Annotated in this window: 26 protein-coding genes; 2 read left to right on the top strand and 24 right to left on the bottom strand. The window is 41.4% G+C overall.

Annotation, left to right across the window (positions count from 1 at the left end; all coding sequences use genetic code 11):
* Window positions 1-16 precede the first annotated feature (16 nt).
* From RBB56_RS15555 to RBB56_RS15505, 11 genes are all read right to left on the bottom strand, one after another.
* A complete protein-coding gene (locus RBB56_RS15555) occupies window positions 17-601 on the bottom strand; it encodes a DUF1972 domain-containing protein (protein WP_306719879.1) in 585 nt (194 codons plus the stop codon).
* Window positions 602-654: 53 nt separating this feature from the next.
* Window positions 655-1902, bottom strand: a complete 1248-nt coding sequence (locus RBB56_RS15550; protein ID WP_306722185.1) for a nucleotide sugar dehydrogenase — start codon at window positions 1900-1902, stop codon at window positions 655-657.
* Between the two features lie 409 nt (window positions 1903-2311).
* Window positions 2312-2434, bottom strand: coding sequence for a hypothetical protein (locus RBB56_RS15545; RefSeq protein ID WP_306719878.1), 123 nt, complete (start codon window positions 2432-2434; stop codon window positions 2312-2314).
* A 288-nt stretch (window positions 2435-2722) separates the two neighbouring features.
* Entirely contained in the window at window positions 2723-4045 is a 1323-nt protein-coding gene (gene cps2T, locus RBB56_RS15540; protein ID WP_306719877.1) for a beta 1-4 rhamnosyltransferase Cps2T, read from the bottom strand.
* 263 nt (window positions 4046-4308) lie between these two features.
* Complete coding sequence (locus RBB56_RS15535; RefSeq protein WP_306719875.1) at window positions 4309-4908, bottom strand: hypothetical protein; 600 nt, start codon at window positions 4906-4908, stop codon at window positions 4309-4311.
* A gap of 205 nt (window positions 4909-5113) precedes the next feature.
* Window positions 5114-5875, bottom strand: a complete 762-nt coding sequence (locus RBB56_RS15530; RefSeq protein ID WP_306719874.1) for a class B sortase — start codon at window positions 5873-5875, stop codon at window positions 5114-5116.
* A 64-nt stretch (window positions 5876-5939) separates the two neighbouring features.
* Window positions 5940-7082 (bottom strand): LCP family protein, encoded by a 1143-nt coding sequence (locus tag RBB56_RS15525; protein ID WP_306719872.1) that lies wholly within the window; start codon window positions 7080-7082, stop codon window positions 5940-5942.
* Between the two features lie 33 nt (window positions 7083-7115).
* The gene (locus RBB56_RS15520; protein ID WP_306719871.1) at window positions 7116-7952 is read right to left on the bottom strand and encodes a hypothetical protein; all 837 of its coding nucleotides are present in this window, start codon (window positions 7950-7952) and stop codon (window positions 7116-7118) included.
* A gap of 38 nt (window positions 7953-7990) precedes the next feature.
* Window positions 7991-8764, bottom strand: a complete 774-nt coding sequence (locus RBB56_RS15515) for a polysaccharide biosynthesis tyrosine autokinase (protein ID WP_306719870.1) — start codon at window positions 8762-8764, stop codon at window positions 7991-7993.
* The gene (locus RBB56_RS15510) at window positions 8761-9489 is read right to left on the bottom strand and encodes a YveK family protein (RefSeq protein WP_306719868.1); all 729 of its coding nucleotides are present in this window, start codon (window positions 9487-9489) and stop codon (window positions 8761-8763) included. Before RBB56_RS15510 ends, RBB56_RS15515 begins: the two co-directional genes overlap by 4 nt.
* 21 nt (window positions 9490-9510) lie before the next feature.
* The gene (locus RBB56_RS15505) at window positions 9511-10260 is read right to left on the bottom strand and encodes a CpsB/CapC family capsule biosynthesis tyrosine phosphatase (RefSeq protein ID WP_306719867.1); all 750 of its coding nucleotides are present in this window, start codon (window positions 10258-10260) and stop codon (window positions 9511-9513) included.
* Window positions 10261-10521: 261 nt separating this feature from the next.
* Between RBB56_RS15505 and RBB56_RS15500 the strand changes: the two genes are divergently transcribed.
* Window positions 10522-10908: a helix-turn-helix domain-containing protein gene (locus RBB56_RS15500; RefSeq protein ID WP_306719866.1), complete on the top strand. Its 387-nt coding sequence runs from the start codon at window positions 10522-10524 to the stop codon at window positions 10906-10908.
* Between the two features lie 103 nt (window positions 10909-11011).
* Here the strand turns inward: RBB56_RS15500 and RBB56_RS15495 are convergent, their stop codons facing one another.
* From RBB56_RS15495 to sigG, 3 genes are all read right to left on the bottom strand, one after another.
* The gene (locus tag RBB56_RS15495; protein WP_306719865.1) at window positions 11012-11608 is read right to left on the bottom strand and encodes a uridine kinase family protein; all 597 of its coding nucleotides are present in this window, start codon (window positions 11606-11608) and stop codon (window positions 11012-11014) included.
* A 7-nt stretch (window positions 11609-11615) separates the two neighbouring features.
* Window positions 11616-12143, bottom strand: coding sequence for an ECF transporter S component (locus tag RBB56_RS15490; RefSeq protein ID WP_306719864.1), 528 nt, complete (start codon window positions 12141-12143; stop codon window positions 11616-11618).
* 221 nt (window positions 12144-12364) lie between these two features.
* Complete coding sequence (gene sigG, locus RBB56_RS15485; protein ID WP_306719862.1) at window positions 12365-13144, bottom strand: RNA polymerase sporulation sigma factor SigG; 780 nt, start codon at window positions 13142-13144, stop codon at window positions 12365-12367.
* 165 nt (window positions 13145-13309) lie between these two features.
* Between sigG and RBB56_RS15480 the strand changes: the two genes are divergently transcribed.
* Window positions 13310-13543, top strand: a complete 234-nt coding sequence (locus RBB56_RS15480) for a PRC-barrel domain-containing protein (RefSeq protein ID WP_306719861.1) — start codon at window positions 13310-13312, stop codon at window positions 13541-13543.
* Window positions 13544-13569: 26 nt separating this feature from the next.
* Here RBB56_RS15480 and sigE read toward each other — a convergent pair whose 3' ends face one another.
* The 10 genes from sigE to RBB56_RS15430 form a co-directional block, all read right to left on the bottom strand.
* Window positions 13570-14310 carry an RNA polymerase sporulation sigma factor SigE gene (gene sigE / locus RBB56_RS15475; RefSeq protein ID WP_306719860.1) on the bottom strand — a complete coding sequence of 247 codons (741 nt, stop codon included), beginning with the start codon at window positions 14308-14310 and terminating at the stop codon, window positions 13570-13572.
* Window positions 14311-15192, bottom strand: a complete 882-nt coding sequence (locus RBB56_RS15470) for a sigma-E processing peptidase SpoIIGA (protein ID WP_306719858.1) — start codon at window positions 15190-15192, stop codon at window positions 14311-14313.
* A 256-nt stretch (window positions 15193-15448) separates the two neighbouring features.
* Window positions 15449-16654: a cell division protein FtsZ gene (ftsZ, locus tag RBB56_RS15465; protein ID WP_306719856.1), complete on the bottom strand. Its 1206-nt coding sequence runs from the start codon at window positions 16652-16654 to the stop codon at window positions 15449-15451.
* A 112-nt stretch (window positions 16655-16766) separates the two neighbouring features.
* A complete protein-coding gene (locus RBB56_RS15460; protein ID WP_306719855.1) occupies window positions 16767-17807 on the bottom strand; it encodes a cell division protein FtsQ/DivIB in 1041 nt (346 codons plus the stop codon).
* A 5-nt stretch (window positions 17808-17812) separates the two neighbouring features.
* Window positions 17813-19063, bottom strand: a complete 1251-nt coding sequence (murA, locus tag RBB56_RS15455) for a UDP-N-acetylglucosamine 1-carboxyvinyltransferase (RefSeq protein ID WP_306719854.1) — start codon at window positions 19061-19063, stop codon at window positions 17813-17815.
* Between the two features lie 94 nt (window positions 19064-19157).
* Window positions 19158-20324: an FtsW/RodA/SpoVE family cell cycle protein gene (locus RBB56_RS15450; RefSeq protein ID WP_306719853.1), complete on the bottom strand. Its 1167-nt coding sequence runs from the start codon at window positions 20322-20324 to the stop codon at window positions 19158-19160.
* 29 nt (window positions 20325-20353) lie between these two features.
* Window positions 20354-21724, bottom strand: coding sequence for a UDP-N-acetylmuramoyl-L-alanine--D-glutamate ligase (murD, locus tag RBB56_RS15445; protein ID WP_306719852.1), 1371 nt, complete (start codon window positions 21722-21724; stop codon window positions 20354-20356).
* Between the two features lie 37 nt (window positions 21725-21761).
* On the bottom strand, window positions 21762-22718 hold the full coding sequence (mraY, locus tag RBB56_RS15440) for a phospho-N-acetylmuramoyl-pentapeptide-transferase (protein ID WP_306719851.1): 957 nt from the start codon (window positions 22716-22718) through the stop codon (window positions 21762-21764).
* A 25-nt stretch (window positions 22719-22743) separates the two neighbouring features.
* The gene (locus tag RBB56_RS15435) at window positions 22744-24483 is read right to left on the bottom strand and encodes a peptidoglycan D,D-transpeptidase FtsI family protein (protein WP_306719850.1); all 1740 of its coding nucleotides are present in this window, start codon (window positions 24481-24483) and stop codon (window positions 22744-22746) included.
* An 88-nt stretch (window positions 24484-24571) separates the two neighbouring features.
* Window positions 24572-26806, bottom strand: coding sequence for a penicillin-binding transpeptidase domain-containing protein (locus tag RBB56_RS15430; RefSeq protein WP_306719848.1), 2235 nt, complete (start codon window positions 26804-26806; stop codon window positions 24572-24574).
* Window positions 26807-26831: the final 25 nt, after the last annotated feature.

The following is a 26831-nucleotide window of genomic DNA, read 5'->3' as shown; positions in this document are numbered from 1 at the left end:
ACCAATATTGACAATATCAGAATGTTGTTTTGGGATTTCTGCCCTTGATCCCTTTCCCGTTATAACACTCGTGGATATACTTTTCGATATTCACAGAATCGCAGATAGCAAGATCACAATATTTGACCATCATCTGCTCAGAAATCTTCCAGTATTTACGAATCGGAGCCGACCACTTGGCTCTCATCCATTCATGACCATCTGGATTCAAGTAAACCGTGCCGCCAAGTTTATGGACTTCCTGATAGAAATGACCTGCAAATGGTCCAATGCGGCAAGCCATTATATAAACAATTGGGTGAGGAATGTGATTCTTCTTGATATGCTCACAGCAAGCCTTCAGTGCAGCCACATCATAGTAAATCGCTTGAGCGGGACCAATCTGTGGAACCTCAATTTTAAAGCAGTGTGCATTGTGAAGCTCAAATTCATGATCGTTGATTTTTGTCACACCATTAAATTTGGTTTCATCCATGCAGCCGTCACCGTTGGCTTTGCAGGCAACGTGATATTTAATGTTTTCCTTGTTCTGGTGATGCTCCGTGAGCTTATATACAAAGGTCTCATAGCCACCATATGCTCCCAATGATTTTGCACCCACAAGGTATATGCTGAATTTCTGTCTTCTCTTTCATTTGCTTTCCCCGCAACTCTTTAGTCTCTTCCGAACAAATCTCTCGTGTAAACTTTCTCTTTCACATCATCCAGACACTTGTCGTAACGGTTTGCGATGATGGCATGGCTCATTTCCTTAAACTTAGCCAAGTCATTTACCACCACAGAACCGAAGAAAGTTTCTCCATCCTTCAAGGTCGGCTCATAAATAATGACAGTTGCACCTTTTGCCTTTACACGCTTCATAACGCCCTGAATAGAACTCTGGCGAAAGTTGTCGGAGTTAGACTTCATTGTCAGACGATAAACTCCGATTGTAACGGCTTTCTCCTTATCCTCATCGAACTCATTCTCTGCATCGTAGCCATAATAACCAGCCAACTTCAAAACGCGGTCTGCGATAAAGTCTTTACGGGTACGATTGGATTCCACGATTGCTTCAATCAGGTTTTCCGGCACATCGGCATAGTTTGCCAAAAGTTGCTTGGTGTCTTTCGGTAGGCAATATCCACCGTAGCCGAAGGACGGATTGTTGTAATGGCTACCAATACGAGGATCAAGGCAGACACCATCAATGATCTGCTGGGTGTTCAGTCCCTTGCTTTCTGCATAGGTGTCCAGTTCATTGAAGTAAGCAACGCGCAGTGCCAGATAGGTATTGGCGAACAGCTTGACCGCCTCAGCCTCCGTAAAGCCCATGAACAACGTGTCAATGTTCTCCTTGATTGCGCCTTCCTGAAGCAGACCAGCAAACTCATGTGCTGCCTCTACCAAACGCTCATCGTTTAGGTCCGTTCCGACGATAATGCGGGAAGGATACAGGTTATCATAAAGAGCCTTCGATTCACGCAAGAATTCCGGGCTGAAAATGATATTCTTGCTGTTGAACTTTTCTCTTACACTTGCCGTATAGCCCACAGGAATCGTAGACTTGATAACCATAATGGCATTAGGGTTATACTCCATGACCAACTTGATTACAGCCTCAACCGCAGACGTGTCAAAGTGTTGCGTGTGGCTATCGTAGTTGGTCGGGGCCGCGATTACAACAAAATCCGCATCGCTATATGCTGCCCTTGCATCCAGCGTTGCGGTCAAATTCAAGTTCTTTTCTGCCAAGTATTTTTCGATATAATCATCCTGAATCGGAGATTTCTTATTGTTGATCATATCGACCTTAGCCTGCACAATATCGACTGCAACCACCTGATGGTGCTGCGCGAACAGCACTCCCAGCGAAAGCCCGACGTATCCCGTGCCAGCCACAGCGATTTTATAATTTTTCATAGTTCTGTTCTCCCTCACTAATTTTTTATTTGACAAAACAGCAAACAAGCCCACGGCGGATTACTCATGGCAATCCACCGTAGGCTCGATTCGTTCTCCTTATTTTTTACTTGCTGCTCACTTTGTGGGTCAAAACAGAGCTGCGACAAAACCTCCCACATATAGCCTCTGGATTCCAGCTTCTCCGCTGCCTATCAGCAAATAAACACTTTTGTTGAACGAGTCGAGCCGTCAAAACCCTTTAGTTATCGTGGTATTTCTTGGTTGACCCTATTATATCTCTAGCCCCAGTCCCGACAATGGTATTTTTGTATTTGTACATTTTCTTTATCACTCAATTCTTATATTTGTTGCTTCATTATGTTATAACCGTTTCATTTGCATATTTTTCAATGGCTCTCACGCCCCTTTACTTCATGTCACGCAGAAGAAACACATTTTCATATCTTTCAGCAATTAATCCCCCAATATAAGCCCCTGTAATTCTCTTTTTCACTTTTATGTCATACTCAGAAATCTCGGATTTCTTCATCTTATCAGCCTTTTATATCAGTTTTACCAGACCGCCTTCCTTTTTCGTCCTATATAGTGCATTATCCTCGGCAACTTCACTATTAAATCCAACATTCAGCATTAAATTGAGACCTATCGAGTACAGCACCTCTAATAATGAAAAATTCACCCTACCAACCGCATGCCTATGAAAAAACCACATACGTTCTCTCAAATTCCTCAGCAGTTCCTAATGGTATGCGGTTCTAACAAATTTGATTCTGGAATACTTTTGAAGTATAATCTGCTCTCCAGCCATAAAAAACATCTATTCCCTATACATTATTGTTGCATGAATCTTTTTATTTGCCCTTTCCAGCTGAGGAAAGGCTTCTACTACTACGCTAGGTTGTGTTAAAAAGGTTGTTTCATAACTATTTACAATACTTTCCCAACTATAAGCCTCAACAATGCGATTTTTTGCTTTTGTCGCCAGCTGTGCAATTTCACTTGACGGCAATTCATCACACTTATTAATCAGATCAGCAAGGTTCCCTTCTTCTTTATCCCAATATATTGCAGCGTCTTTACCGACTTCACGATTAAACTCCACGCTTAACAATAAGTTTAAACTTGTACTACTTAATGCTTCCAGCAGACTTGGATTCGTTCCCCCGACTTCATGTCCATGAATATATCCATAAGCATTTTCCCTTATTTTTCTAAGCAGATTTTGATCATAAACCGTTCCTACAAATTTGATGCGGGGATCTTTGTCAAAATAGGTTCTTATCTTCAATTCTTCGAAAAATTTATTATTAATAGTGGTTATTATCACTAGAAATTTCTCTGTATCAGAGTTCATGAATTCGCGAATTATTGTCTCATAATTATTCTCCGGTACAAAACGGCCAACCATCAGGTAATAATCTTTTAACTCCAAACTCCTATCTTTCATCCATTGTATATATGTTTTATCAGAACTCGCTAATATGGAGGGTTTAGTATCCGATCCATATGCGATATATTTCGTGGTGGGATGATATTTTTTATAATCCTCTTTTATGTATTTCTCAATATTTTTACTATCGCAGATCAAAAGGTCCGCGTGCTTTACCATCAGTCTTTCAGATACTTTCCAATACATACGAACAGGAGCACTCCACTTCCTGCGTTTCCACTCATGTCCATCAGGATTAACATATAAGACCCCGCCTAATTTCCTTATCTCTCTCTTGAAATATTTAATAAAGGGTCCAATTCTACAAGCCAATACGTAGAAAATCGGAACTTTAATAGCTGGTCTTTCTTTACAATATTGAATACAATAGTGCAAAGCCGCCATATCATAGTAAATTGCCTTCGCAGGTCCGATGTTCGGAACATTTACATTAAAACATTTAGCCCCATTATATTCATAACGTAGATTATCATGACTAATTCGAGCAACATGATAGCGAATCTTGTCATTCGTCCGGTATTCTGTCAGTTTCTCAACAAAGGATTCAAATCCACCATAATTAGAAGGTATTCCTTTACTTCCAATAATAAATACTTGCTGCTTTTCAGTTGTATAATTTACATTAGTTTTATGCGTTTCTAACAGCTTTACTTCTTTACCATTGATTTCCGTTGTTTCCTTATTTAACATGTTTACCACTCACCTTTTTATAAAAGTATTTCAATATGATATTTCCCTCATTCCTCTTATTCCCTTTTCAAAATAAGTAAATAGCATAATTTATACTACGAAACGCAAAGCTGTGTAGACAATACATGTGTCCTATTTCTTTGAAGCTTCCCCTTTTAAAATTTGCATTCACTTAATAATTATTTTTGAACCGCTGCCGCAAACCTGCGGCAGCAGCCATTCCCCACACTCGGTCATTTACAAAACATATTCTGTTTTACCTATTAGGGCAGTGTAATAAATGCTACCGCTCCTGATTTTGTAAGATTAAGAACTACATGATCAGCTCTTACTTCTACGATTTCTACATCGATCCATGCACCGTCTACATATTGTTTCACAACAACATTTGTTCCGGCTTCAAGGCCTTTCAAATAGAAATTAATGGTAGCTACGTTGTAATTTGCTCCAGGGAAATCTACTTTTACTGCGTTTAAAAGGCTTCCTCCAAGAGTTGTAGCTTGAGCTTTCGCATCGGCAGCTACAGTACTTGTTACTTTGGACAATGTTGCTGTTAAATTAGTAACAACACCATTGATTATGATTTTACCGCCCTGACCAACAGGCATAGCATTTTCTACTCCCGGCGTCGAGATAACTGTATTGTTATAATACTCAACAGCGCTCATTCCACGTGCTGCAGCGAACTGAGCATCGAGTGCCTTAGCAAATCCTGCTACTACTGCTGTAGAAGCGGAAGCCTGAGATGCGGATGTTGAATTACCTGATACACTTCCTGCGTCTGGGCTCGGTGCTGCCAACACTGGCATAGAGATAAGAAGTGTTGTAGCACATAATAAAGCAATAATCTTTTTCATTGGCATATATCCTCCTTTCTTAATTCCTAAGTGTGGTCTATATTAACACCTTAATGTTAATACCTAATCGAAACAGTTCAGCCATCGGGATCGCGAAGCCAAAATTGCGTCCCTATGCAATTTCGCGAGGGTTGCAAGCGCCAAAATGCAATTATATTGCATTTTGTGTACATCCTTCATTACAGTTCAGCCTTTGGCTGAACTGTAATACCTAATCTTCCAGAATTACTCTGTCTATATTGCCTGCGGCATCCTCTATCAGCACTCCCAGCACAACGTACTGCTTTGCTTCCTCCCGGATATCACCGTTAAGCGTCACAAGAAAATGATATGGTGTCAAATCCTCCCATCCTTCTCTTAGGTTCTTTCCCATTTCTCTCAAACCATATATCTGCTGCAAATAATCTATACAGCCTTCATAAGTGGTATAATCATATCTTCTTAAAATATCGCTGCCTTCATCATAATAAGCTGCGAAGATTTCGTAGGTAAGTACATTACCCGGGAGATAAATATAGAACTTATCATTTTTATCAAAAAATTCGCTATCTTCAAATTGATGCAAGCTTGCAAATAGGCTATCATCCTCCATATCTTTACCATGTATGATTGTATTGAAGTCACACATATTCATCATATTGGGCATCTCTGTATAAAGCGCACCTGCCTGCCCCTCTTTCCCTTCCTGTGTATGGGTCTTATAATACTCATCAGACACAGCACTTTGTAAAACCGGATAATCAATATCCGTTCCCGGCACATACAGCCATGCGAAAATTTCAGGATTCTCTTTTTGGAGCACTTCGAAATTAATATGACCATCCTTTGCTGATTCTCCTGAAAGACCGACACCTTCTTCTATCACAGCCTCTGTTTCTTTGGACTCCGGCTCATTTATTTGTGTCCCTTGCTTACCACAACCGGATAAGCATATCAAAAGGACTCCTATTAACGCATATGTATATTTTCTCATTTTCATCTTCCCCTTCCTAAATCTCCCGAGAATATATCTTCCATCATTTTCTATACCAGCCTCCTTAGATAGGCTCATAGAAAATATGCAATATCATCTCATATAGAGCATCCTCATCGATGTAATATTCTTCAAATTTTTCTCCCTGTACAGTCTCTCCCTTCAGAAAATAAAACTGCTTTGAATCAAAATTATAGTCTATAGCAGTGGATACCAGATAAGTCACCTCATCTACTGTAATATTAGTTACCATCTGTGATTCAACGGCATTATATAGCTTAATAGGAAGTGAAATATCTTTCTTCGTTTCCGTTTTTATACTACTTATGGCTTCCTCCAAATACTGTTTCTGTCTCTTAAGCCTCATATCCGAGGAGCCTGCTATGTTGATATCGCGATAGCGTACATAGGAATATCCGCTCCTGCCATCAAGAAGAATTGTTTCTCCTGACTTTACTACATAAGCTCCCTTTTCTTCCTTAAAAGATGACTTTACATCCTCAAGAGCCGTCAGTTCGATTCCGCCCACCATATCTGTTAAAGGTATTACTGCGCTCATATTTATTGCGCAATATCCATGTATCGGCAAGTTATAGAACAACTTTTTTACTGCATCCAACTGATATTCACAGCTTTCCTCCATTCCATTGCCAAATCCATGCTGTACTGCAATTTGCGCCGTGACCGTAGTCATATAAGCACCATCTTCAGTGTACAAATTTACATCGGTCATCGTATTGCGGTTGATACCGATTACCTTGATAGATTTATCATGAGGGTTAAGTACCAATAGAAACAAAGCATCAGCCTGTCCTCCGTTTGTTCCTCCTGCCACTTCTTCCACATCATCATTTTTGTCGATACCCATAACAAGAAAGGTCATGATATCCGTATTGTAAGCATATGTTGTATCCTTATATCTGACCCAACCTTCCTGCCATTGCTGCTCTTCCATTGCAGATTCCAGTTCTTCCGTCAGCAGCTCAGGTACTTCTGTTATGGCCTTCCCCTGTAAATTGGCTTTACCTATTGCTTTTACCATTTGAAAAGAAATAAGTATTACTCCTATAAAAATAATGAAACCAATCCCTACAGCAATAAGTACTCTTTTTCTTTGGTCCCTCTTACGCTTTACTATATTTTCAGGATTTAAAAGCATCTCCTTTTCAAGATTAGCCTCTTTATCCCTTATTTTTTTCTTATTCATTGGCGCACTCTCAGCCCCCATATTATTCTGGAATTATTTAACATGTACTGTTAATGTCACTGGTTTTGATGTGTTCTTATTTGAATCCATTACAGTCAAGGACACTTTATAATCGCCCACCGTATTGATATCATACTTGCTGACATTCAAGTTGCTAAACAAAGTCTCGTAATCATCGATATCATCCGTCAAAGAGCCAATTACATCGACCCATGCCGGCGGTATCCCTTGTTTCGTTGTTACTTCTGATGCCTTTAACGTTATAACAGGTGCAGCTCCTATCCTCGTCTGTTCGGCATTCTCATTTTCCACCGACTGAGAAACAGAATCTCCCTGATTCGTCACTTCTGTTTCCGCATCACTATCCTGTTCCTCCAGAATATCCTCTTCCTGCTCTACTTCATCTTCTTGTTGGTCTTCTATGTCCTCATTTTCTTCAACAGGAATCTCATCCATATTTTCTGTCTCTATTTCCGGTGCAGCTTCTGTCTCCGCATCATTCAGTTCTGAGAGTATCTGTTCTTCTTTCTCTTCATTAACAAAGACTGCCGGAAATATCCTCGAAGTCTTTACCACATTTCCTGCCGCATCGCTTACCGCATAAAATACAACAACAGAGTTTTCTTTCTCGCTTTTAATGACCTTTTCAATTACAATACGATCTGTTATGTCTCCATCTCTATTATCTATTGCAGTAATTCCTTCCAAAAGCTCATACTCCGTTGTATCCTCTTCATATACTAATTCACTAAGACGAAACTTGAACTCCGGACTTATTCTATCCGTTCGAAACCAAACAACCCCGCATATAATTACTAAAATTAAATTAAAAATAGTAAAAATAATGGCAATCCATTTACTATGTTTCATCCCCTACCTCTTTCGACTTTTCTCTTCGTTTTCCATTACTACTCTATCTCTTCAATATCATCAATTTTGTCTATTTCCTCTTTATCTATTACAGAATTCATAATTCCCCCATTTTCTTCCCCATATTTACCATAATACTTGCCATAGTATTTTCCATACTGCCCATAATGGCCCTTTCCGTCCATATCTACCTTGTTCAGTACTACGCCAAGTATTCTACTGCCAGCCATATCCAATTGTTCCTTGACTTTTTGTACGAACTTATAGCTTACCGCGTTGCTTTCCACGACCAGAACAGTACCATCGCATTGCTTAGCGCACACTGCGGCATCAATGACACTTCCAAGAGGCGGTGTATCTATAATTACATAATCAAACGTCTTCCTAAGACCGCTTAAAATAGAAGCAAATCTCGAACCGCCCAGCAACTCGCTTGGATTGGGCGGAACAGGTCCTGAAAAAGTAATGAATAAATTGGGTATGTTGGTATTACAAGCCACATCGAGATAGGTGGCTTTTCCTATCAAACAATGGGTTAGACCCATTTTTATTGCTCCCGTCTTATATCTTCCTACTAACACGGACTTTCGCATATCTGCATCGATTAACATTGTTTTATTTCCTGCCTCTGCAAAGGCTTTTGCTATTTCCATCGCCACACTGGACTTACCTTCATTGGGAGTACAACTAGTTACGGTTATTACTTTCATATCTTCGCCACAAAACTCTATATTGCTGCGCAGTGTCTTGAATGCTTCTCTTTTTCTGTAATTATCAGTCTGACTGAATTGTAACCTTACCTCTTGCATCATTGTATTTTCCTTTTCTGTTTTTTCTTTTTCCCTGCTCCATCCGTAGTAAGAGGAATTAATGCCAAAGTACTAAGCCCCAGGTATCTTTCCACATCCTCAGAAGATTTAACAGTATCATCCATCAAATATTTAATAAGAATAATCGCACACATAATAAAAAAGCCAATGACTCCACCGACCAAAGTCCACTTAATACTGTTAGGACCTGCTTTTTCGGTTGGCATATTAGCTGTTTCCACTATATTTACCGCCTCAATATCCATTACATTTTGTATATGCTCGCTAGCAACTTCCCGAATACAGTTAGCTATATTCATCGCCACAATCGGATCAATGTTTTTTACCGTAATAGCTACAATACGCGTATCACTAGGCGTTGTAACAGTTACCATATTCAGCATACCGTCATAGCTTACATCCAAGGATAGCTTTTGTATCACTTCTTCTAATACATATCTGCTAGTAATCAACTCTGCATAATCTTTTGTGAGCTGAGTTCCTAATTGTACATCGCTATACGTGACTGACGCACTTTCAGATTTATTAAGAATATATATCTTTGTCATAGATTCATAAGTAGGATCCATAATAAATCTGCTGAATAGAAAACAAAGCAGGGCCGTAAAAAGTCCTACACTCATTATCATTCCAAGATGTCTCCATAAAACGCCCCACATCTCCAGCAAATCTATCTCTATCATATCGTTATCTTTTTGATTTTCCATTTCACGTTCTCCTAGGGTAACTTATATATATTCATTACCGAGTACTTTTGCCGGGTTTTCACACAAAAGTCTCCTCATATAATCTTTTCCATACTTCCTGCTTATATATTTGGCGCAGTCCTTTAAGAAGGGACCTCTCTTATCTGTGTTATGGGCATCCGTTGCCACAAAATGTACTAATTCATTTTTGAGAAGATATTTGGTATAGCTTTTTGTCCGATACCCCATTCCTCCCATGATACTTCCTGCATTTACTTGTATATAACAACCCATCTCAATAATATCTTCGATACCTTCTTGCCTTGAAAATAATTTTTCATATCGTTCTGCATGAGCCACTATCGGGCGATATCCTCCGGACAATAATTGGTATAACCCGTTTCGTATATAGTCGAACTCGTCCATTGGACCAAATTCCACCAATACATAGGAGGAATCTGCCATGCGAAATACTTTATCATTCTCCAGTCCCATTAGTGCTTCACTGTGATAATACACTTCATTACCATCATAAAGTTTTATCTCCAGACCTTCCTCTTCAACCTTCCCACGGAGTTTATCCGTAAGCATCCGTATCTTTTCCTTGTCCGCATTATGATGCATCGGTTTATAATGCGGAGTCAAAACAATATGCTTAATTCCGTTATCACATGCAATTTGCAGCATCCTCATACTCATCTCTATATCCTGTGCCCCATCATCTATACCGGGGAGAATATGAGAATGGATGTCCACAAATTCCCCTATCATTTCTCTCATATCTTCATCCACACCACATCATCTTTTTTTATTTCTACGTTTTAAACGCATATAGAATACCAGTTTTAAACATCATTATTATATATGTTTAAAACTGGTATTGTCAACCTCACTATAACAAGATAATAGATAGTGATTTGGAACTATTTGGTAATTATGCCGAAAATTATTTGTTTATTTCTTGAAATCGTTATTTTTTTCACTAAATTAACAAAATTTCCAATGAATTGACATTTTACAACTAATAGTAAACTTATTATGGAGGATTTGTTTATGAAGAAAACTTATGACCGGCTCGCGGCCGGGGACAGGCTACGCCTCAAGCGTACCCTTCTTGAGATGACTCAGGATGAAATGGCGGAGAAAATAGGACGTGCTACTAAATATTATGCGGATATCGAACGCGGAAATTGTGGGATGTCAATTGAAACTCTCCTAGCCCTGTCAGAAACACTAAATATGTCTTTGGACTATATTATTCTAGGCACAAACAACACTGACAGTGCAAATCACACAGACGAAAGTCTGGCCGTCATTAGCCTGCTAAACAATTGTGACGAAAGAACGCGCCGCTATGCATTGAGAATGCTAAAGATTTTTCTGATTGCTTGTAGTAATAGCGAACAGGACACCGGATTCGATAGTAACACTAACATATGATAACATCTCTTTTCCTCTGATCAAAAGCAATCAAAAAAGCCCACGAAACGACCCCCATCGTTTCGCAGACCTTAGCACATACTTCCCTCTAATTCCCCTACTACTAACTGTAAAAACTTTTATATTGACTTACATTGAATACCAGATGACTCTTTTCATAGATTCTAAACTTCTCCAGATATGCATTTTCTTTCGGAATCCATTCCGTTTCGAATCGCTGGAACATTTCCTCACCGTTCCTTTTTAAGATCCGCTCCCGTTGCTCCTCTTTTCCGATATTAAGAGCAACTGTCAAATCATAAATTTCTCCGAAGTAGGGATGCATGCTATAGGAACCTTCTACAATGTTGATTACTTGCGGGGTAATTGTCATCTCCTCTTCAAGGACCTGCAGTTTACAGCTATAAGGCTGGTAAATTGCAGTTTCTCCTTGCTGTATCTGCCGAAGAATCGGATAAAAGCGTTCATAATCCACATTACCGCCTATCTCTTCCAGCCTTTCCTCTGTTCTCTGAGAGGGTCTTAGGAAGAAATCATCCATATGAAAGAGATTGCCGCCAAGCTCTTCTTTAAGCCGCTCGCCGAGCGTACTCTTACCACTTCCGCTCTTTCCATCGATCGCAATCAAGATTGGCTGATTCGGCTTCTTACTTTTCTCTTCTTTAATCCGAATAATTTTCTCTTTAATTTCTGTTAACATCGACTTTCTATTCCATAACCTTAGATTTTTTGAAGATCATTATCAGAACCGGGATAAGTACAAGCTGCAAAATAATTCCCGGTATTGCATTAAGGAACATCCCTGCCATGAACATCTGCATGGAATATCCATTTCCTCCGATTCCATACAATACTACGTTGGCAGCACCCGCCACAATGCGTCCGGCAATCATCGCCGCAATCAGAGCGACATAAATCATACTGTTCTTCTTCGGCAGTCTGCGATATAAGAAGCCGGTTACGAAGCCATATACTGCCAGCTCACATGCCATGGATACCGCTACGGGGAACATCGGAGGCATACCGAACATCATGCTTCGAAGGAGCGGAACGATAAAGCCGATTGCTGCCCCATATGGTCCGCCGCAAATAAATCCTCCAATGAGTACCGGTAAATGCATGGGGAGCAGCATATTTCCTATACTTTGAATCTGACCCGTCAAAAAGGGAAGTACCACTCCGAGCGCAATAAGTAATCCCGACCACACAAGTTTATACGTTTTTGATCTGTTCATTTGTTTTCCTCGTTTTCTTGTAAAAAGAACAAAAAAGTACCAAAAGATGACAACCCTTCGATTGTCCATACCTTCTGGTACTTCGCTTTCTACATAAATTAAATATTATATATTCAGTGATTTTTAATCACTAAATATATAGTGATACGTTCAAACATTCGTACTTCTGTACGAAGAGCAGCTTCTGCTACTCAATTAATCAATAGTATAACAAGCTCTCTCTAAGCCGTCAAATAGTTTTTCATAACGCGCAGTGCATTCTTCTCCAATCTGGATACCTGTGCCTGAGAGATTCCTATCATATCAGCAACTTCCATTTGCGTTTTTCCTTCGAAGAATCGCAAGCTGATAATCTCATGTTCTCTCTCTCCCAATCGCTTCATAGCTTCACTGAGCGAAAGATGCTCCACCCATGTCTCTTCCTTATTCTTCTTATCACTGATTTGATCCATCACATAAAGCGTATCTCCTCCATCCGTGAAAACAGGGTCGTACAGACTCATAGGATTTTGTATGGCATCTAATGCATACACGATATCCTCTTTTGCGATCCCTATTTCTGTAGCAATTTCATTGATGGTAGGCTCCTTTAGATTCCGTTTCATCAGATTTTCCTTGGCATAAATCGCCTTATATGCAGTATCCTTTAAGGAACGGCTCACCCGAATAGCATTATTATCCCGAAGAAAACGCCTGATTTCTCCGATAATCATGGGCACCGCATAAGTGGAAAACTTCACATTCAACGAAGAGTCGAAGTTATCGATTGCCTTAATAAGTCCGATGCAGCCGATTTGAAATAAATCATCCACATTCTCATTGCTGGAAGAAAACCTTTTAATAACGCTAAGCACAAGCCGTAGATTTCCCTCGATGTATTGTTGCCTAGCCTCTTTATCCCCCTCTTCAATTCTGGAAAATAGAGCTTCTTTTTCCGCATTTTTAAGAAGCGGCAGCTTCGACGTATTTACTCCGCATATTTCCACTTTTCCCTGTACCATTTTTACGCCTCCTGCATTGATCATTTTACTTAGATGATTTACAAAAAGAGGTAAAAATATACATGGGAAAAACAGGAATCCAAAAAATTGTATCAAAGTCGTTTTACAGGAACCGGTCTTTTTAATCTGCATATAATAGAGTAAGTATAAACAGGATGTGTTTCTATGCTCTTTTCCGAATTAAGATGCAAACAAGTTATCAACCTTAAAGACTGCAAATGTCTTGGACGGGTAAACGACCTGGAATTCGACGAATGCAGCGGACAAATATGCAAAATTATCGTCTCAAACGGCAACCGATTCGCTTGCTGGTTTAATAATGAACCTGAATATATTATCTGCTTTAAAGATATTAAGAAAATTGGCCCCGATATTATTATTGTAGATATTGGCCGCTGATAATTTGTAACAGTTCAGTACCCTCACTACTCTTCTCTTATCAACTCCTTTTTTAGGCGCTTCATTATCTTTTTTTCGAGCCTTGATATATACGACTGGGATATGCCGAGCAATACGGCCACTTCTTTCTGTGTCATTTCCTGACCGTCCGGCGTTCCCAGCCCGAACCTGAGATTAATAATCGTTCTTTCCCTGTCCGATAATTTATTGATAGCTTTCATCAAAAGCTTTCTTTCCACTTCATTCTCAATGTCACGATATATGACATCCTCATCTGTGCCCAAAATATCCGATAACAGCAGCTCATTCCCGTCCCAATCCACATTGAGAGGTTCATCGATGGACACTTCAAGCTTCGTCTTATTATTCCTTCTCAAATACATTAAAATTTCATTTTCAATACATCTTGAGGCATAGGTTGCCAGCTTAATATTCTTTTCCGGATTAAAGGTATTAATGGATTTTATTAAGCCTATTGTTCCTATGGAAATCAAGTCTTCTACACCGACACCTGTATTATCAAATTTCTTTGCAATATACACTACGAGCCTTAAATTGTGCTCTATAAGAATCGATTTCGCCTCATCTTCATATTCCGTTCCCAAATCGCCTATAATCTCATTTTCCTTCTCTACCTCGAGGGGCGGCGGCAGTACCTCTGTCCCACCTATGTAATGAATATCCCCCTGCTTTGTCATGAAGAAGTTAGGTTCCTTCTTAACAATCTTAAATTGAACCTTCCCTGGTATTGCCACTTTAAAAATCATTTATTCTCCTCCTAGTCTTCTGATTAACCGATGCCCCTTTGCTTTATCAGGTGCTTCGCTGCATAAATCCGGATGCAATATCATTTGATATGCTCCATTTGCGGATATTTTATTTGTGCTGATACCCACAATTACTTTCTGCCATCGTATCGTTCCTTCCTCTCTTTCTATCATCAGTTCCGGTACTTCATATCCTTCCAGAATGCCATTTTCCTTTCCTACGCTATGATATGGTATTATTTTCAGCTTTTCCGGCATCTTGATGAGGGCGAGTTCCCCAAGCGCCCCCTCTTCTATGACGGACACCGGCTTGCCGCTAATCGGCTCCCTTAAGCTGTTACCTGTATCAGAAAGCGCCTTTAATGTAACTGTTTTCCCATATCCGCTTAATGTGACCGGGTAAACGTGGCAAGCCTTTCTTTTCCTTATCTGCTCATTCCACCAAGACAGTATCGCATATCCGAACCAACCGGCCCCTAAGATATACCAGATACTTTCTGTTTTATTATGTAAAAATGTAACATTCGCAAATAGGAACTTCATAAGGCCGCCCAGGAAAAAGGCATATACAAATAGATAACCGGTGCAGCGGACTACTTCCCCAATCTGCCTTACCTTAAAGATTACTGCAGTCATTATCATATTGATCAGAACAGGTCCTATAAATCTTTTGATAAACACCGGAATTCCCGGCAAAAGGAGCATCAAACAAAAAACTGCAGTTCCTCCAATACTTATACCCCATATCCTGGTACGCGTGGCAGTACGTCCCAAGGTTCTGGATATAAGCGAGTAAAGATAGAGATTCATCACAAAGTTTATAAGAAATAAGCTGTCAATATTTATCTCATACACATACATATCCTTAACGGATCGCGCCACCTCCCTTTACAAAAAATAAAAGCCGTTCTTTGTCCTCTCGGCTGTCATCATTATATAAAGTATCCTGTACTTTTTTTGTCAAAAGCACACCTTTTATTCATCGTATTTACCGCGCATACCGACATTTTAGGCTCCAGCACAGCCTTTGCTTGGGGCGCGCAGCTACGCATCCTGCACGAAGTGCTTTTATTTATGGGGCACGACCCATAATAAAAAAAGCACCACGATTTTCTCGTGATGCTTACATTTGTTATTCTTATTTTCTCTGAAGAAAATCCGGAATCTTAAGCGTCTTTTCTTCTACCGAACTTCTAATATCCGCAGGCTTATTAATGCCGGAAATTGGCTTCAAGGTAGCAGCCTGTGTTGTAACATTAGGTATACTCACTCCTTGATTCATCCCGCCAGTGTTCATTACTCCTGCATTATGTGTATTTTTAGGCTGTAAAGAAGAAGGGGTGATATATCCCGGCTTATAAGCATTACCAAAAGCTGCTGCTGCCTTCGTTCCCGCATCCTCAAGACCGGTCGCAATTACAGTAATCGTGCAGGAATCCCCCTTGTCTGCATCATACATCGCACCGAAGATAATGTTAACCTCGTCGCCCGCAAGTTCTTGTACATAGCTCGCCGCATCAGAAGCATCCGCAAGCGTGATGTCGCCGGAAACGTTGATAATAACATGAGTCGCTCCTGAAATCGTCGTTTCAAGAAGGGGACTTTCCACTGCCATCTTAACTGCTTCGCTGGCTTTGTCATCTCCTTTTCCATAACCGATACCGATATGAGCAATTCCTTTCTCCTTCATAACCGTCTGTACGTCTGCGAAATCCAAATTAATTACTGCCGGAACATTAATAAGATCCGTAATTCCCTGTACTGCCTGTTGCAATACTTCATCCGCTTTCCTAAGGGCATCCGGCATGGTTGTCCGTCTGTCCACGATTTCTAATAATTTATCATTAGGGATAACGATAAGCGTGTCCACATTGTCTTTAATCTTCTCGATGCCGTTAAGTGCGTTCACCATACGGGCCTTCGCTTCAAAGCGGAAAGGCTTCGTTACTACTCCGACAGTAAGGATACCCATATCCTTCGCAATCTTAGCAACAACAGGCGCTGCCCCTGTTCCGGTACCGCCTCCCATACCACAGGTAACAAAGACCATGTCGGCACCTTTTAATGCCGCCGTCACTTCCTCTTCACTCTCCTGTGCCGCTTTTTCACCGATTTCAGGCTTCGCTCCTGCTCCCAACCCCTTTGTCAGCTTCTCACCGATTTGAAGAAGCTTCGGCGCCTTACATAATTGTAAAGCCTGCTTGTCCGTATTCACTCCTATGAATTCTACACCGTCAATATTCTCATCAATCATTCTATTTACAGCATTATTGCCTGCACCGCCGACCCCTACTACTATAATCTTTGCTGCAGCCTCAGCATCGTTTGTCTTAATCTCAAGCAAGGTGGTTCCTCCTTCATCATTACCTATTAAACTCCTACATGTTATCATATAATTATTTCACTAAATTATCAACCTATTTTTCGTTTTTTTTACTTTTCATGGTCTCATTACTCTAATCTGGATTGAAACTTATATTCTTTGTGTCCTCCGTATAGTTTTCCATAGGAAGCGTGCCGCTTTTCCCTTCCAGCTTAGGCAGAATATACTGAAGCTTCATAATTTTCTCATCCAGGTCCTCACCGGAACCGAGAGTAACCTTCACACCGCCAAAATACAGTGTAAGATGATAAGCAGAATCGAAGAATATCTTGTCCGCCGCCAGCTGGTATTTCTCCAGCAACTGAGTAATCGTAAGTATCTGTTTAAATATTGTATTATTTTCCACAGGGAGGGGCTCATTTAGCACTACATACCCGAAACTCAGCCCCGTTACCTGAGATACTCCCGCAGTTCTTATCCCTGATGATTCCACTACGATCCCATCTTTATCGAAGTACATGTACTGCCCGAGGTATTCTACATACCCTGCGAGTGCCTTTTCATATACATTGATTCTTATTGTGTCCGGGGACAGGATGTTAACATCCATCTTTTCTACAAAAGGAACATTCTCTACCCCTTTGTCCTTATATTTCATTGCAAGGTAGAGGGAATTATTGCCATACCTTCCTTCCATTACCATTTCCATTACTTCTTCATTCGTATAATGTATGTTGCCGTCCACATAAGCGGTCGTCACCGTATATGTAGTGGTGATATAATAATATCCCGCCGCCAGAAAAGCAATCACAACAAACAAGCTAATCCCAATAATTACCAAGCTCTTATGTTGAATGAACCATTCTCCCAATGCCGGCTTGTCCTCATAGAAATCATAGGATTTTGGCATCGGTGCCTTTTTAACGGCTGAACTTTTCGCAGGAGAGGCTTTCTTATTTTTTTCCTCTGTAATAATATCCCCATTTTTAATCAAACGAAGGTTAGGATTGCTCTTTTTAGGGCTTCCTTTTTTAGATTTCATATTCCCGGCAGCATTTTTCTTAGAGGAGGATTTGTGGCTTTCGCCCTTCTTTATCTTTCCTCCTCCGCTGCCTGATTTTATTTTCTTTTTAACCGTTTCATTTTTTTTATTGCTTTTCTTATCCTGACCCATTATCTCTACCCAATATTTATATCCGCTCCCAGATTCCTGAAGTCTCTGCAGATATCTTCATACCCTCTTTCAATGAAGTGTCTGTTATTAACAACTGTCTTTCCTTTCGCACTGAGCCCTGCTACTACGAGTGCTGCTCCCCCCCTTAGTTCCTCAGCTTCCACCACTGCTCCCTCCAGCCGCTTTCTGCCTATGATATAAGCTCTATTTTTCTCTGTACGGATATCCGCACCCATCTTCCTTAACTCATCTACGATACGGAAACGGTTTTCGAAAATAGTTTCTTCTATTATACTTTCCCCTTTTGCCACTGCCATTGCCGCCATGATCTGCGATTGCAGATCCGTAGGGAATCCATCATAGACTTCCGTCTTCAAACAGGGAATAGCCTTTATTCTTCGAATTACGTCGATACCGAGTCCATCCCCATTTACGGTAATATTACCACCCATATGCTTCGCCGTCTCAATGAGGGCATGCAGATGCTCTATCGGCGCCTGTTCCAGAAAGATGCTGCCCGAACAGGCGAGTGCAGCAATTAGATAAGTACCCGCAACGATGCGGTCATTGGGAACTTTATATTTTACTTCATGAAGTTCCTTTACTCCCGTTATGGTAAGGACCTTGGTTTCCACCCCTTCTATATTCGCCCCTGCCGCCTTTAAGAACTCGCAAAGTGCCGTTATCTCAGGTTCCTTCGCCGCATTACGGATTACTGTTGTCCCCTCTGCCAAAGCGGCAGCCAGAATCATATTCTCCGTAGCTCCTACACTGGGAAAAGGCATCGTATAATCAACACCCTTAAGCTTTTTTACTTTTGCAGTGAAATGATATTCCTCTTCCACTATCTCCACGCCCATTTGAGACAAGGAAGTGAGATGAAGATCGATGGGGCGTTTTCCTATGACACATCCTCCCGGATAAGTCATAGCCACTTCTCCAATCCTGCCCAGCAACGCGCCAAGGAGCATAACCGATGAGCGCATCCTCCTTACGGATTCTCCTCCCATGGAATTCTCATTCACATAAGAGGCATCCACAGTAATCTGATTCCCTGACCAGGTTACCGTACAGCCGAGCTCCTGCAGCAAATTCTGCATATGGTATACATCCGCAATTCGCGGACAATTTTCAATAACACAAGTTCCCTTAATTAAAAGCGAAGCGGCCAAGATTGGAAGAACCGCATTCTTAGAGCCTTGTATCTTCGTCTCTCCTCGTAAAAAGTTTCCGCCATACATATGAATAGAATCCAATGATTCACCTTCCAAACCAAATTTTATAAAATAAGACCTATTCTATATATATGGTACTTCTGCAAAAATGTATCTTGTACGTTTCTAACTCTTTTTATAAATCTTTCAGCCTAATTCCTTTGGCGACACTTAGGACCAAACCAATTTCCGTCATCAAGAACAATACGGAGGAACCTCCATAACTGATAAACGGCAGGGAAATACCCGTATTGGGTATTGTATTCGTTACAACCGCGATATTCAGAATTACCTGTATCGCGATATGCCCAAGAACTCCCACTACAAGGAGCGCTCCGAATAAGTCCGGTGCATTATTTGCAATCACCATGAATCTCCAAATAAGAAGGAGGAACATAATAATGATGGCGATAGCTCCAAACAATCCTAATTCCTCACAAATAATGGAGAATATCATATCATTTTGAGCCTCCGGCAAAAAGCCAAGCTTCTGCATACTCTGCCCCAATCCTTTTCCAAGAATCCCTCCGGAGCCGATTGCATATAAGGCCTGCAAGGTCTGAAATCCTTTTCCGCTGGCATAAGCCTCCGGATCCAGCCAAGCCAAGATACGCTCACCACGGAAATTAAGTCCTTCGGAAGATGCGGAATTGACAATTGCGAAGATAAGAAGCGCAACTGCCACAGCACCGCCAATGCCGATTAGAATGAACTTCTTATATTCCGGGCTGGCCACAAACAGCATGAGCGCCGCAATTCCAAAGATAATAATGGCTGAACTCAGGTTATTGGTAATCTGCCAGATCATCAGACAAATCGGCAAAGGCACTGCCAGAATAGTGAAAAATCCCTTTGTAGTTCGTATCCCTCTTCCCATGCGGCAAACGAGACTTGCCAGAAATAGAATCATACCTACCTTCGCAACCTCCGCAGGCTGCAAGGTAAATCCGGCAATTCGAATCCATCTGGTAGCACCGTTGGCCGAATATTGAATACCGGGTACAAGAACGAGCATGATCAATACTGCAGAACCTATGTAACCGAGGGTAGCGAACCGTTCCCAGAAGTGATAAGGAATATTGGCTATAACAATCATTGCCGCTAGCCCGATTATTGTTGCAACTACTTGTTTCTTCAAATAAAAGGTCGAATCATCAAAATGAAGATTCGACTCGTAAGAGCTAGTCGAATAAATCATAACCAGACCAAAGCCAAGCAAAAACAGTACGATAAATAAGAGGCTATAGTCGAAAAAATTTTCCGATTGTTTCTTCCGTTGTCTTATTGTTCTTCCTTGCGCCACAAATACCATACTCCTTCCCTTGTTACTCTTTACAAGGCATTCACATAATCCTTGAATACCTTCCCTCTCACCTCATAATTAGGGAACATTCCCCAACTCGCACAAGCAGGAGATAAGAGTACCGCATCCCCGGATACTGCTTCTCGTGTACAAATCTTCAGAGCTTCTTCAAAGCTATCCGCACGGAAAATATTCTCAATACCGTGCCTTCTGGCACAATTTTCTATCTTATCTGCCGTCTGACCTATTAACACGAAGGCCTTCACCTTCCCGTCAAAGGCCTCAATCCATTCATCATACTCACTTTGCTTATCATATCCCCCGCCAATTAATACGGTAGGCTTTGACATCGCCCGGATTCCGTGGATGGCGGCATCCGGATTCGTCCCTTTAGAATCATTATAATAATCCACCCCGCTTTTCGTGGCGACGAATTCAATCCTATGTTCCACTGCCTGAAAGCGCTTTATCGTATCCAAAATATGTGCCAGCGGAACTTCTGCACTAAGTGCAACAGCGATGGCAGCCATTACATTTTCCACGTTGCAGATTCCTACCAGATTCATATCGTGAATGGTCATAATTTTCTTTCTATCGCTGCCTGCCGCCGGTCCGATACCTGCCAGATAGATATCTTCTCCCTCTAGATAGATACCACGCCCCAGTCTCCTCACCGAAGAAAAGAATAGAACATCTGCCGAACATCTCTCGGCAAATGCTTTCGTATACTCATTTTCATAGTTGAGTACACATACCTCTTTATCCGTCTGGTTCTCAGCTATCCGCTCTTTCACAGCCGCATAATTTTCCATGCTGTGATGTCTGTCTAAATGATCCGGAGTGATATTCAGAATCGCGGATACTTGAGGGCGGAAGTTCTCCGTTGTCTCCAACTGAAAACTGCTGATTTCTGCTACTACAACCGTATCGTCTTTCGTTTCTAATGCTATCTCTGTATAAGGATTTCCAATATTCCCCACCACATATACGGACCTGTAATACTCCTCCATAATCTGCCCGATCAAGGAAGTCGTTGTTGTCTTCCCGTTTGTCCCTGTGATTCCAATCAGCCTGCCTTTGGCATAACGGTAAGCCAATTCAATTTCTCCCCATACAGGAACTTCTTTTTGCTGGAATCTCTTAATAATCTCCGCCTCTACCGAAACTCCCGGACTAGGAACTACAAGTGCGATTTCTCCGACTAAATCCTCCGGCAGGCTACCGATTACGACTTCACCTTTGCTATCCTTTGGCAGCTTTGAAAGCACTGCCGTCTTCTTAACCTCCAGGTTCTCATCATATAAGACCGGAACTGCCCCAAGACGTATCAGCAACTTCGCTGCTCCAATACCACTGAGTCCCGTTCCGATTATCAGAACTTTTCTATTTCGTAAGTCCATCCAAATTTTCCTCTTTCCACAACTACTAATTAAATCTTTACACTCCAAGCAAAGCAATCAAGCATAAAACCGCAGTTATTATCGTAAATACTGCAACCACTCTTGTCTCCGACCATCCACACAGTTCAAAATGATGATGAATGGGTGCCATCTTGAAGAAACGCTTACCACCGGTCATCTTAAAATAACCCACTTGGATAATAACGGAAGTTACTTCTACCGCATAGACAAGGGCTACTATCGGTATGAACAAAGGCATCTGTAACATATAGGCCGCTGCGGCTACAAAGCCTCCGAGGGCAAGGGAACCCATATCTCCCATAAATACACTGGCAGGGTATACATTGAACAGCAAAAATCCAAGCAACGCGCCTACTACCGCGCAGGTAATAGGTTCAATGCCGCTGGCAGTTCCTACCGCTATCACAGTAAAAAAGGTGGCAATCATCACAGTCACGCTACTCGCCAAGCCGTCCAGGCCATCGGTAAAGTTCGCACCGTTTACCGTAGCAATTACAATAAAGAACAAAAGCGGTATATTTAAAATTCCCATATCCAGAAATTTCCCCGATACAAAAGGAATCTTCATCACGAGCGAAACCCCTGCATATTGGGTAAGATAGTAAGCAAATATGCCTGTCACAAGAAGCTGTCCCAACATTTTCTGCCATGGGCGAAGTCCCATGGAGCGCTTTAGGACAACCTTAATATAATCGTCCAGAAAACCGATCAGACCAAATCCAAGGGTAGAAAAAAGAATCGGCATAATCTTCGGATAATCTTTCATATATATCACGGAGGTCAGCGTTACGCTAAGTAAAATGAGAATACCTCCCATGGTAGGCGTCCCTGTTTTTTTCAGGTGGGATTTCGGTCCATCGTCTCTGACTGTCTGCCCAGCCTTCAACTTCCTTAAAAAAGGTATGATAAAGGGGCCTAATATCACACTGATAATAAAAGAAATTACTACCGATATAATCACTGTATGATTCATTGCTGTTTCCTATCCTTTCCTGAAGTCATCCTTTGTCATTATAATCTATTCTTTCTAAATAAGGAAGAATATTTTCAAAAAGCTGCCGGACGATCGGCGCTGCAATCTGTCCGCCATAATAAACGCCCTTCGGATTATTAATAATCGCTACTGCCATCACCTGCGGATTATCCGCCGGAGCAAATCCTAAGAAGGAGGAAATATACCTTCCTGTTCCTCTGGGAAGCGTCTGACTGGTAGCTGTTTTACCGCCTACCCGATATCCTTCTACATATCCATTCTTTCCGCTTCCATTCTCAACCACTTGCTCTAAAATATAACGCATAGTCTCAGAGGTCTCTGCCGATACGATATTTTGCTTTACAGGATAACTTAATTCTTCCACTGCTTCCCCTTGCGGATTCACTACTTTTACACCAAAATGCGGTGTAACTCTCTTGCCTCCATTTACAATGGAAGATGCGGTGACCGCAAGCTGTATCGGTGTAATCTGAAAGGATTGGCCAAATGACATCGTAGCTAGTTCTACTTCACCGATATTTTCTTTTTTGTGCATAATGGTCGCTGCTTCTCCCGGCAAATCCACACCGGTCTTTGAAAGCAACCCGAATTTCTTGAAATAGTCATAAAATTTATCCACACCAACCCGAAGGCCTACCGTAACAAATACAGGGTTGCAAGAATTCATCGTTCCCTGCACAAAATCCTCCGCTCCATGTCCTGTCACCTTATGACATCTTATCTTTCTGTCCTCTACCACTACAAATCCGGGACAACTGAATCGGTCATTCACCGTTACTGCTCCTGATTCCAATCCTGCTGCCGCGGTAACGATTTTAAATGTGGAGCCAGGCTCGTAAGTATCGTTAATACAACCATTTCTCCACATTCCATTCAAGGCATTTTGCTTTTCCTTCTCTCCTATCGGTTCTATACTTCCCTCTGGTAAAGTATAAGGGTCATTCAGGTTGAATTCCGGTACATTGACCATCGCCATAATTTCCCCATTTTGCGGATTCATAACAAGAATGGAGACACTATCCGCTTCCTTCGTTTCCATCGCCTGATAGGCTAGCTGGGTAGCATAGCTTTGAATATTCACATCCAGACTTACATGTAGATCGTTTCCATTAACCGGCTCCACTCTTTCTTCCCCGGCCTCTGCAATCTCCACACCTTTAGCATCCGTCACGGTTAGAATCGTTCCCTCTTTCCCCTTTAAATATTCTTCATAAATAACCTCCAGGCCGATAATTCCCTGATTATCCCCACCCGTGAACCCCAGTACCTTGGAAGCAAGCGAATCATAAGGATAATAGCGCTTATAGTCTTCATCCACCTTTACACCGTCCAAATCGTACTCTCTTATCCGATCTCCTGTTTCCTTATCCACGTTGCTTTTTATTTTCTCGATAGCAGAATACTTTTCCACCCGTTTTCTCACATAGCTTTCCGTAAGTCCTAACTCTTTTACCAGCATTTCCACTACCTTATCGGGTGAAGTAATCTGATTGTGAATTACGGAGATAGTACACACTGTGCGGTTATCTGCCAGCACGGTTCCGGTAGATTCGATAATTCTTCCTCTGGCTGCTTTAATCTTTCTTTCTCTCTCATGAAGGTCCTTTGCCTGTTCCGTATAGTATTCCGACTGAAAAACCATCAGATATACAAGACGCCCTCCCAGAAGAAAGAATATTGCCGCACAAAGGAAAAAAGTAACCACGATCTTTTTGCGTATATAGGTCTTATTCTTTAATAGCATATGTATCAATAACCTCATAAAAAGGTGTTACTACAATCTATTATCCCTTTTATGAGGTTATTCTACTTTTCGTATTCTTCATCCATATTTAAAAAGGACTGTTGTCATCTTGTGTACTGTCACCTTGAGGAACTCCGAGTGCACCGCCAATCCCCGAAGGCGAGGCCGCTTCTCCTGATACGCTGTGTCCCGTCTCAGGATCTACCAACTCACCGGTATTAGGATCTACCGCATATCCCGTCTCAGGATCGATAGGAAATGTCTTCCACACTTCCGGAGTAGTATCTGTCTGGTTCTCCCCATCTCCCCCGGTTCCTTCCGTATTTCCTTCGTTTTCGGTATTATCAATGCTATTCTGACCATTTTCAGAGGATTCCCCTTCGATCCCTTCTTCCGTATCTCCTTGGGTCTCTTCCGGAGCGATCGGTGTCATAATTTCTATCTGTAATTCTTCTAATTCCTTTCTTTCCGCATCGGTCAATTCTTCGGTCATAAAGATGCCTTTATAAGGAAGCACTTCCGTTAAAATATTCCTTACGATTCTTGTGGCGAATTTCGCATCATCCTGATAGCGTACGTTCGGTCTGTCTACTACGACATAAATAGCAATCTGCGGATTATCTGCCGGCGCATATCCCATAAAAGATACTACATATTCATTATTTCCACGAGGAAGAGTCTCCGCAGTTCCCGTCTTTCCGCCAATCATATATCCGGCAGGGCGGGCTGTCTTACCGGTCCCCTTCTCCCCGGATACAACAAGATTACAATCTTCTTTTATAATTTCAGATGTAGTCGGCGATATGGTCTGTTTCAGGATACGCGGCTCGATATTCTGCACAGTCGCACCACTGGGACTTATAATTTTCTTCACCACATGGGGTTCATAATAGTTACCGCCGTTAATCAAAGAACTGAATCCTGCAATCATCTGTATCATCGTCACGTTAAATCCCTGACCGAAAGAGTTAGTTGCAAGGTCTGTAGGCCCCATCGTGTTTTCATTGTAAATAAGACTTGCTGTTCTCGATTCTCCGACTAAATCTATATTTGTTTTTAACCCAAAATTAAAGATATGCTGATAATCGATAAAAGTATTCTTTCCCGTCGCCATATTCACGTGCATCATTACTACGTTACAAGACCGCTCGATGCCTTCCGCCACATTAATGGTACCATCACCATATATATTATGGCATTTTATTTTGTGGTCACCTACTTCAAGAAAGCCGTTACATGTATAGAATTCATTGCCCGTAATCTTGCCGGAATCAATGCCTGCTGCCACGGTGAAAGGCTTGGCAACCGATCCGGGTTCATACGTATCATGAATGGTAAAGTTTCTCCAAAGAGCATTGAAATTCTGCTCCAGCTTGTCCGTTCCCTCCATAGCTGCAAGATTCTCTGCCGTTATATATTCCCCTGTTTTATTTCCCAATTCGTCCACCATGGGCATACCAATTAGGCTCTCAGGATCCTTCGTCTTATTTAAATCAAAGCCCGGATAACTGGCCATCGCCAGAATCTCCCCGGTATTGACATCCATAATAATGGCTCCTGTATTATTACTTCCGTTTCTTTCCTCGAAATTATCCTTATATTCATCGTTGAATTTCTTCAAATACTTTTCTACGATGCTCTGAATATTAACATCGATTGTCGTTACGATGGAGTTGCCGTCCACTGCCGCAATGGTCGTACGCTCTAAGGCAGCATCCCCGTTCAGGTAACCGTATTCTCTTCCCGGCGTTCCGCTAAGTACATCGTTGTAATATTCCTCCAGACCGTATAAGCCTTGATTATCGCTTCTTGTGAATCCTATTACATCAGCGGCCATCGTAGAGTTAGGATATCTTCTTTTATATTCTTCTTCGAACCAGATTCCTTTGATATTCGTACCCTGTTCCTTATCCGCTTGAAGCTCTTTGAATCCGCTGATTTCTTCATAGGTCATCTGTTTCTTCAAAACATAATAGGAAGATTCCGGATGAGAAGCAATACGGGAACGTATTGCAGATCCATCAATGCCGAGTTCTGACTGTACTGCCGCAATCGTAGGCTCTACAGCCTTTTCATCAGAAAGCATAATCTTCGCATCTAAAATAACATTATACACCTTCTCACTTACTGCCAGCTTCGTTCCTTTGCTGTCTAAAATATCTCCCCGCCTGAACGGAATTGTCTTACTGTCGTAAGCCTGCTGTGATAATACTTGCTTTTTATATTGCTCACCGCTTTCCTCATTAATTAGAATCAATCTCGCTGTCAATCCTACAAAAGCCAGTAATACTATCGTAAATAGTACCACTAGCTTTTTTTGCATCTTTGTTGTAAATTTATTTGCCCTT

The sequence above is a fragment of the Kineothrix sp. MB12-C1 genome (assembly GCF_030863805.1).
Classification (GTDB): Bacteria; Bacillota; Clostridia; order Lachnospirales; family Lachnospiraceae; genus Kineothrix.
Note: the sequence above shows the minus strand (reverse complement) of the source record. Positions and strands in the feature narration are given on the sequence as shown.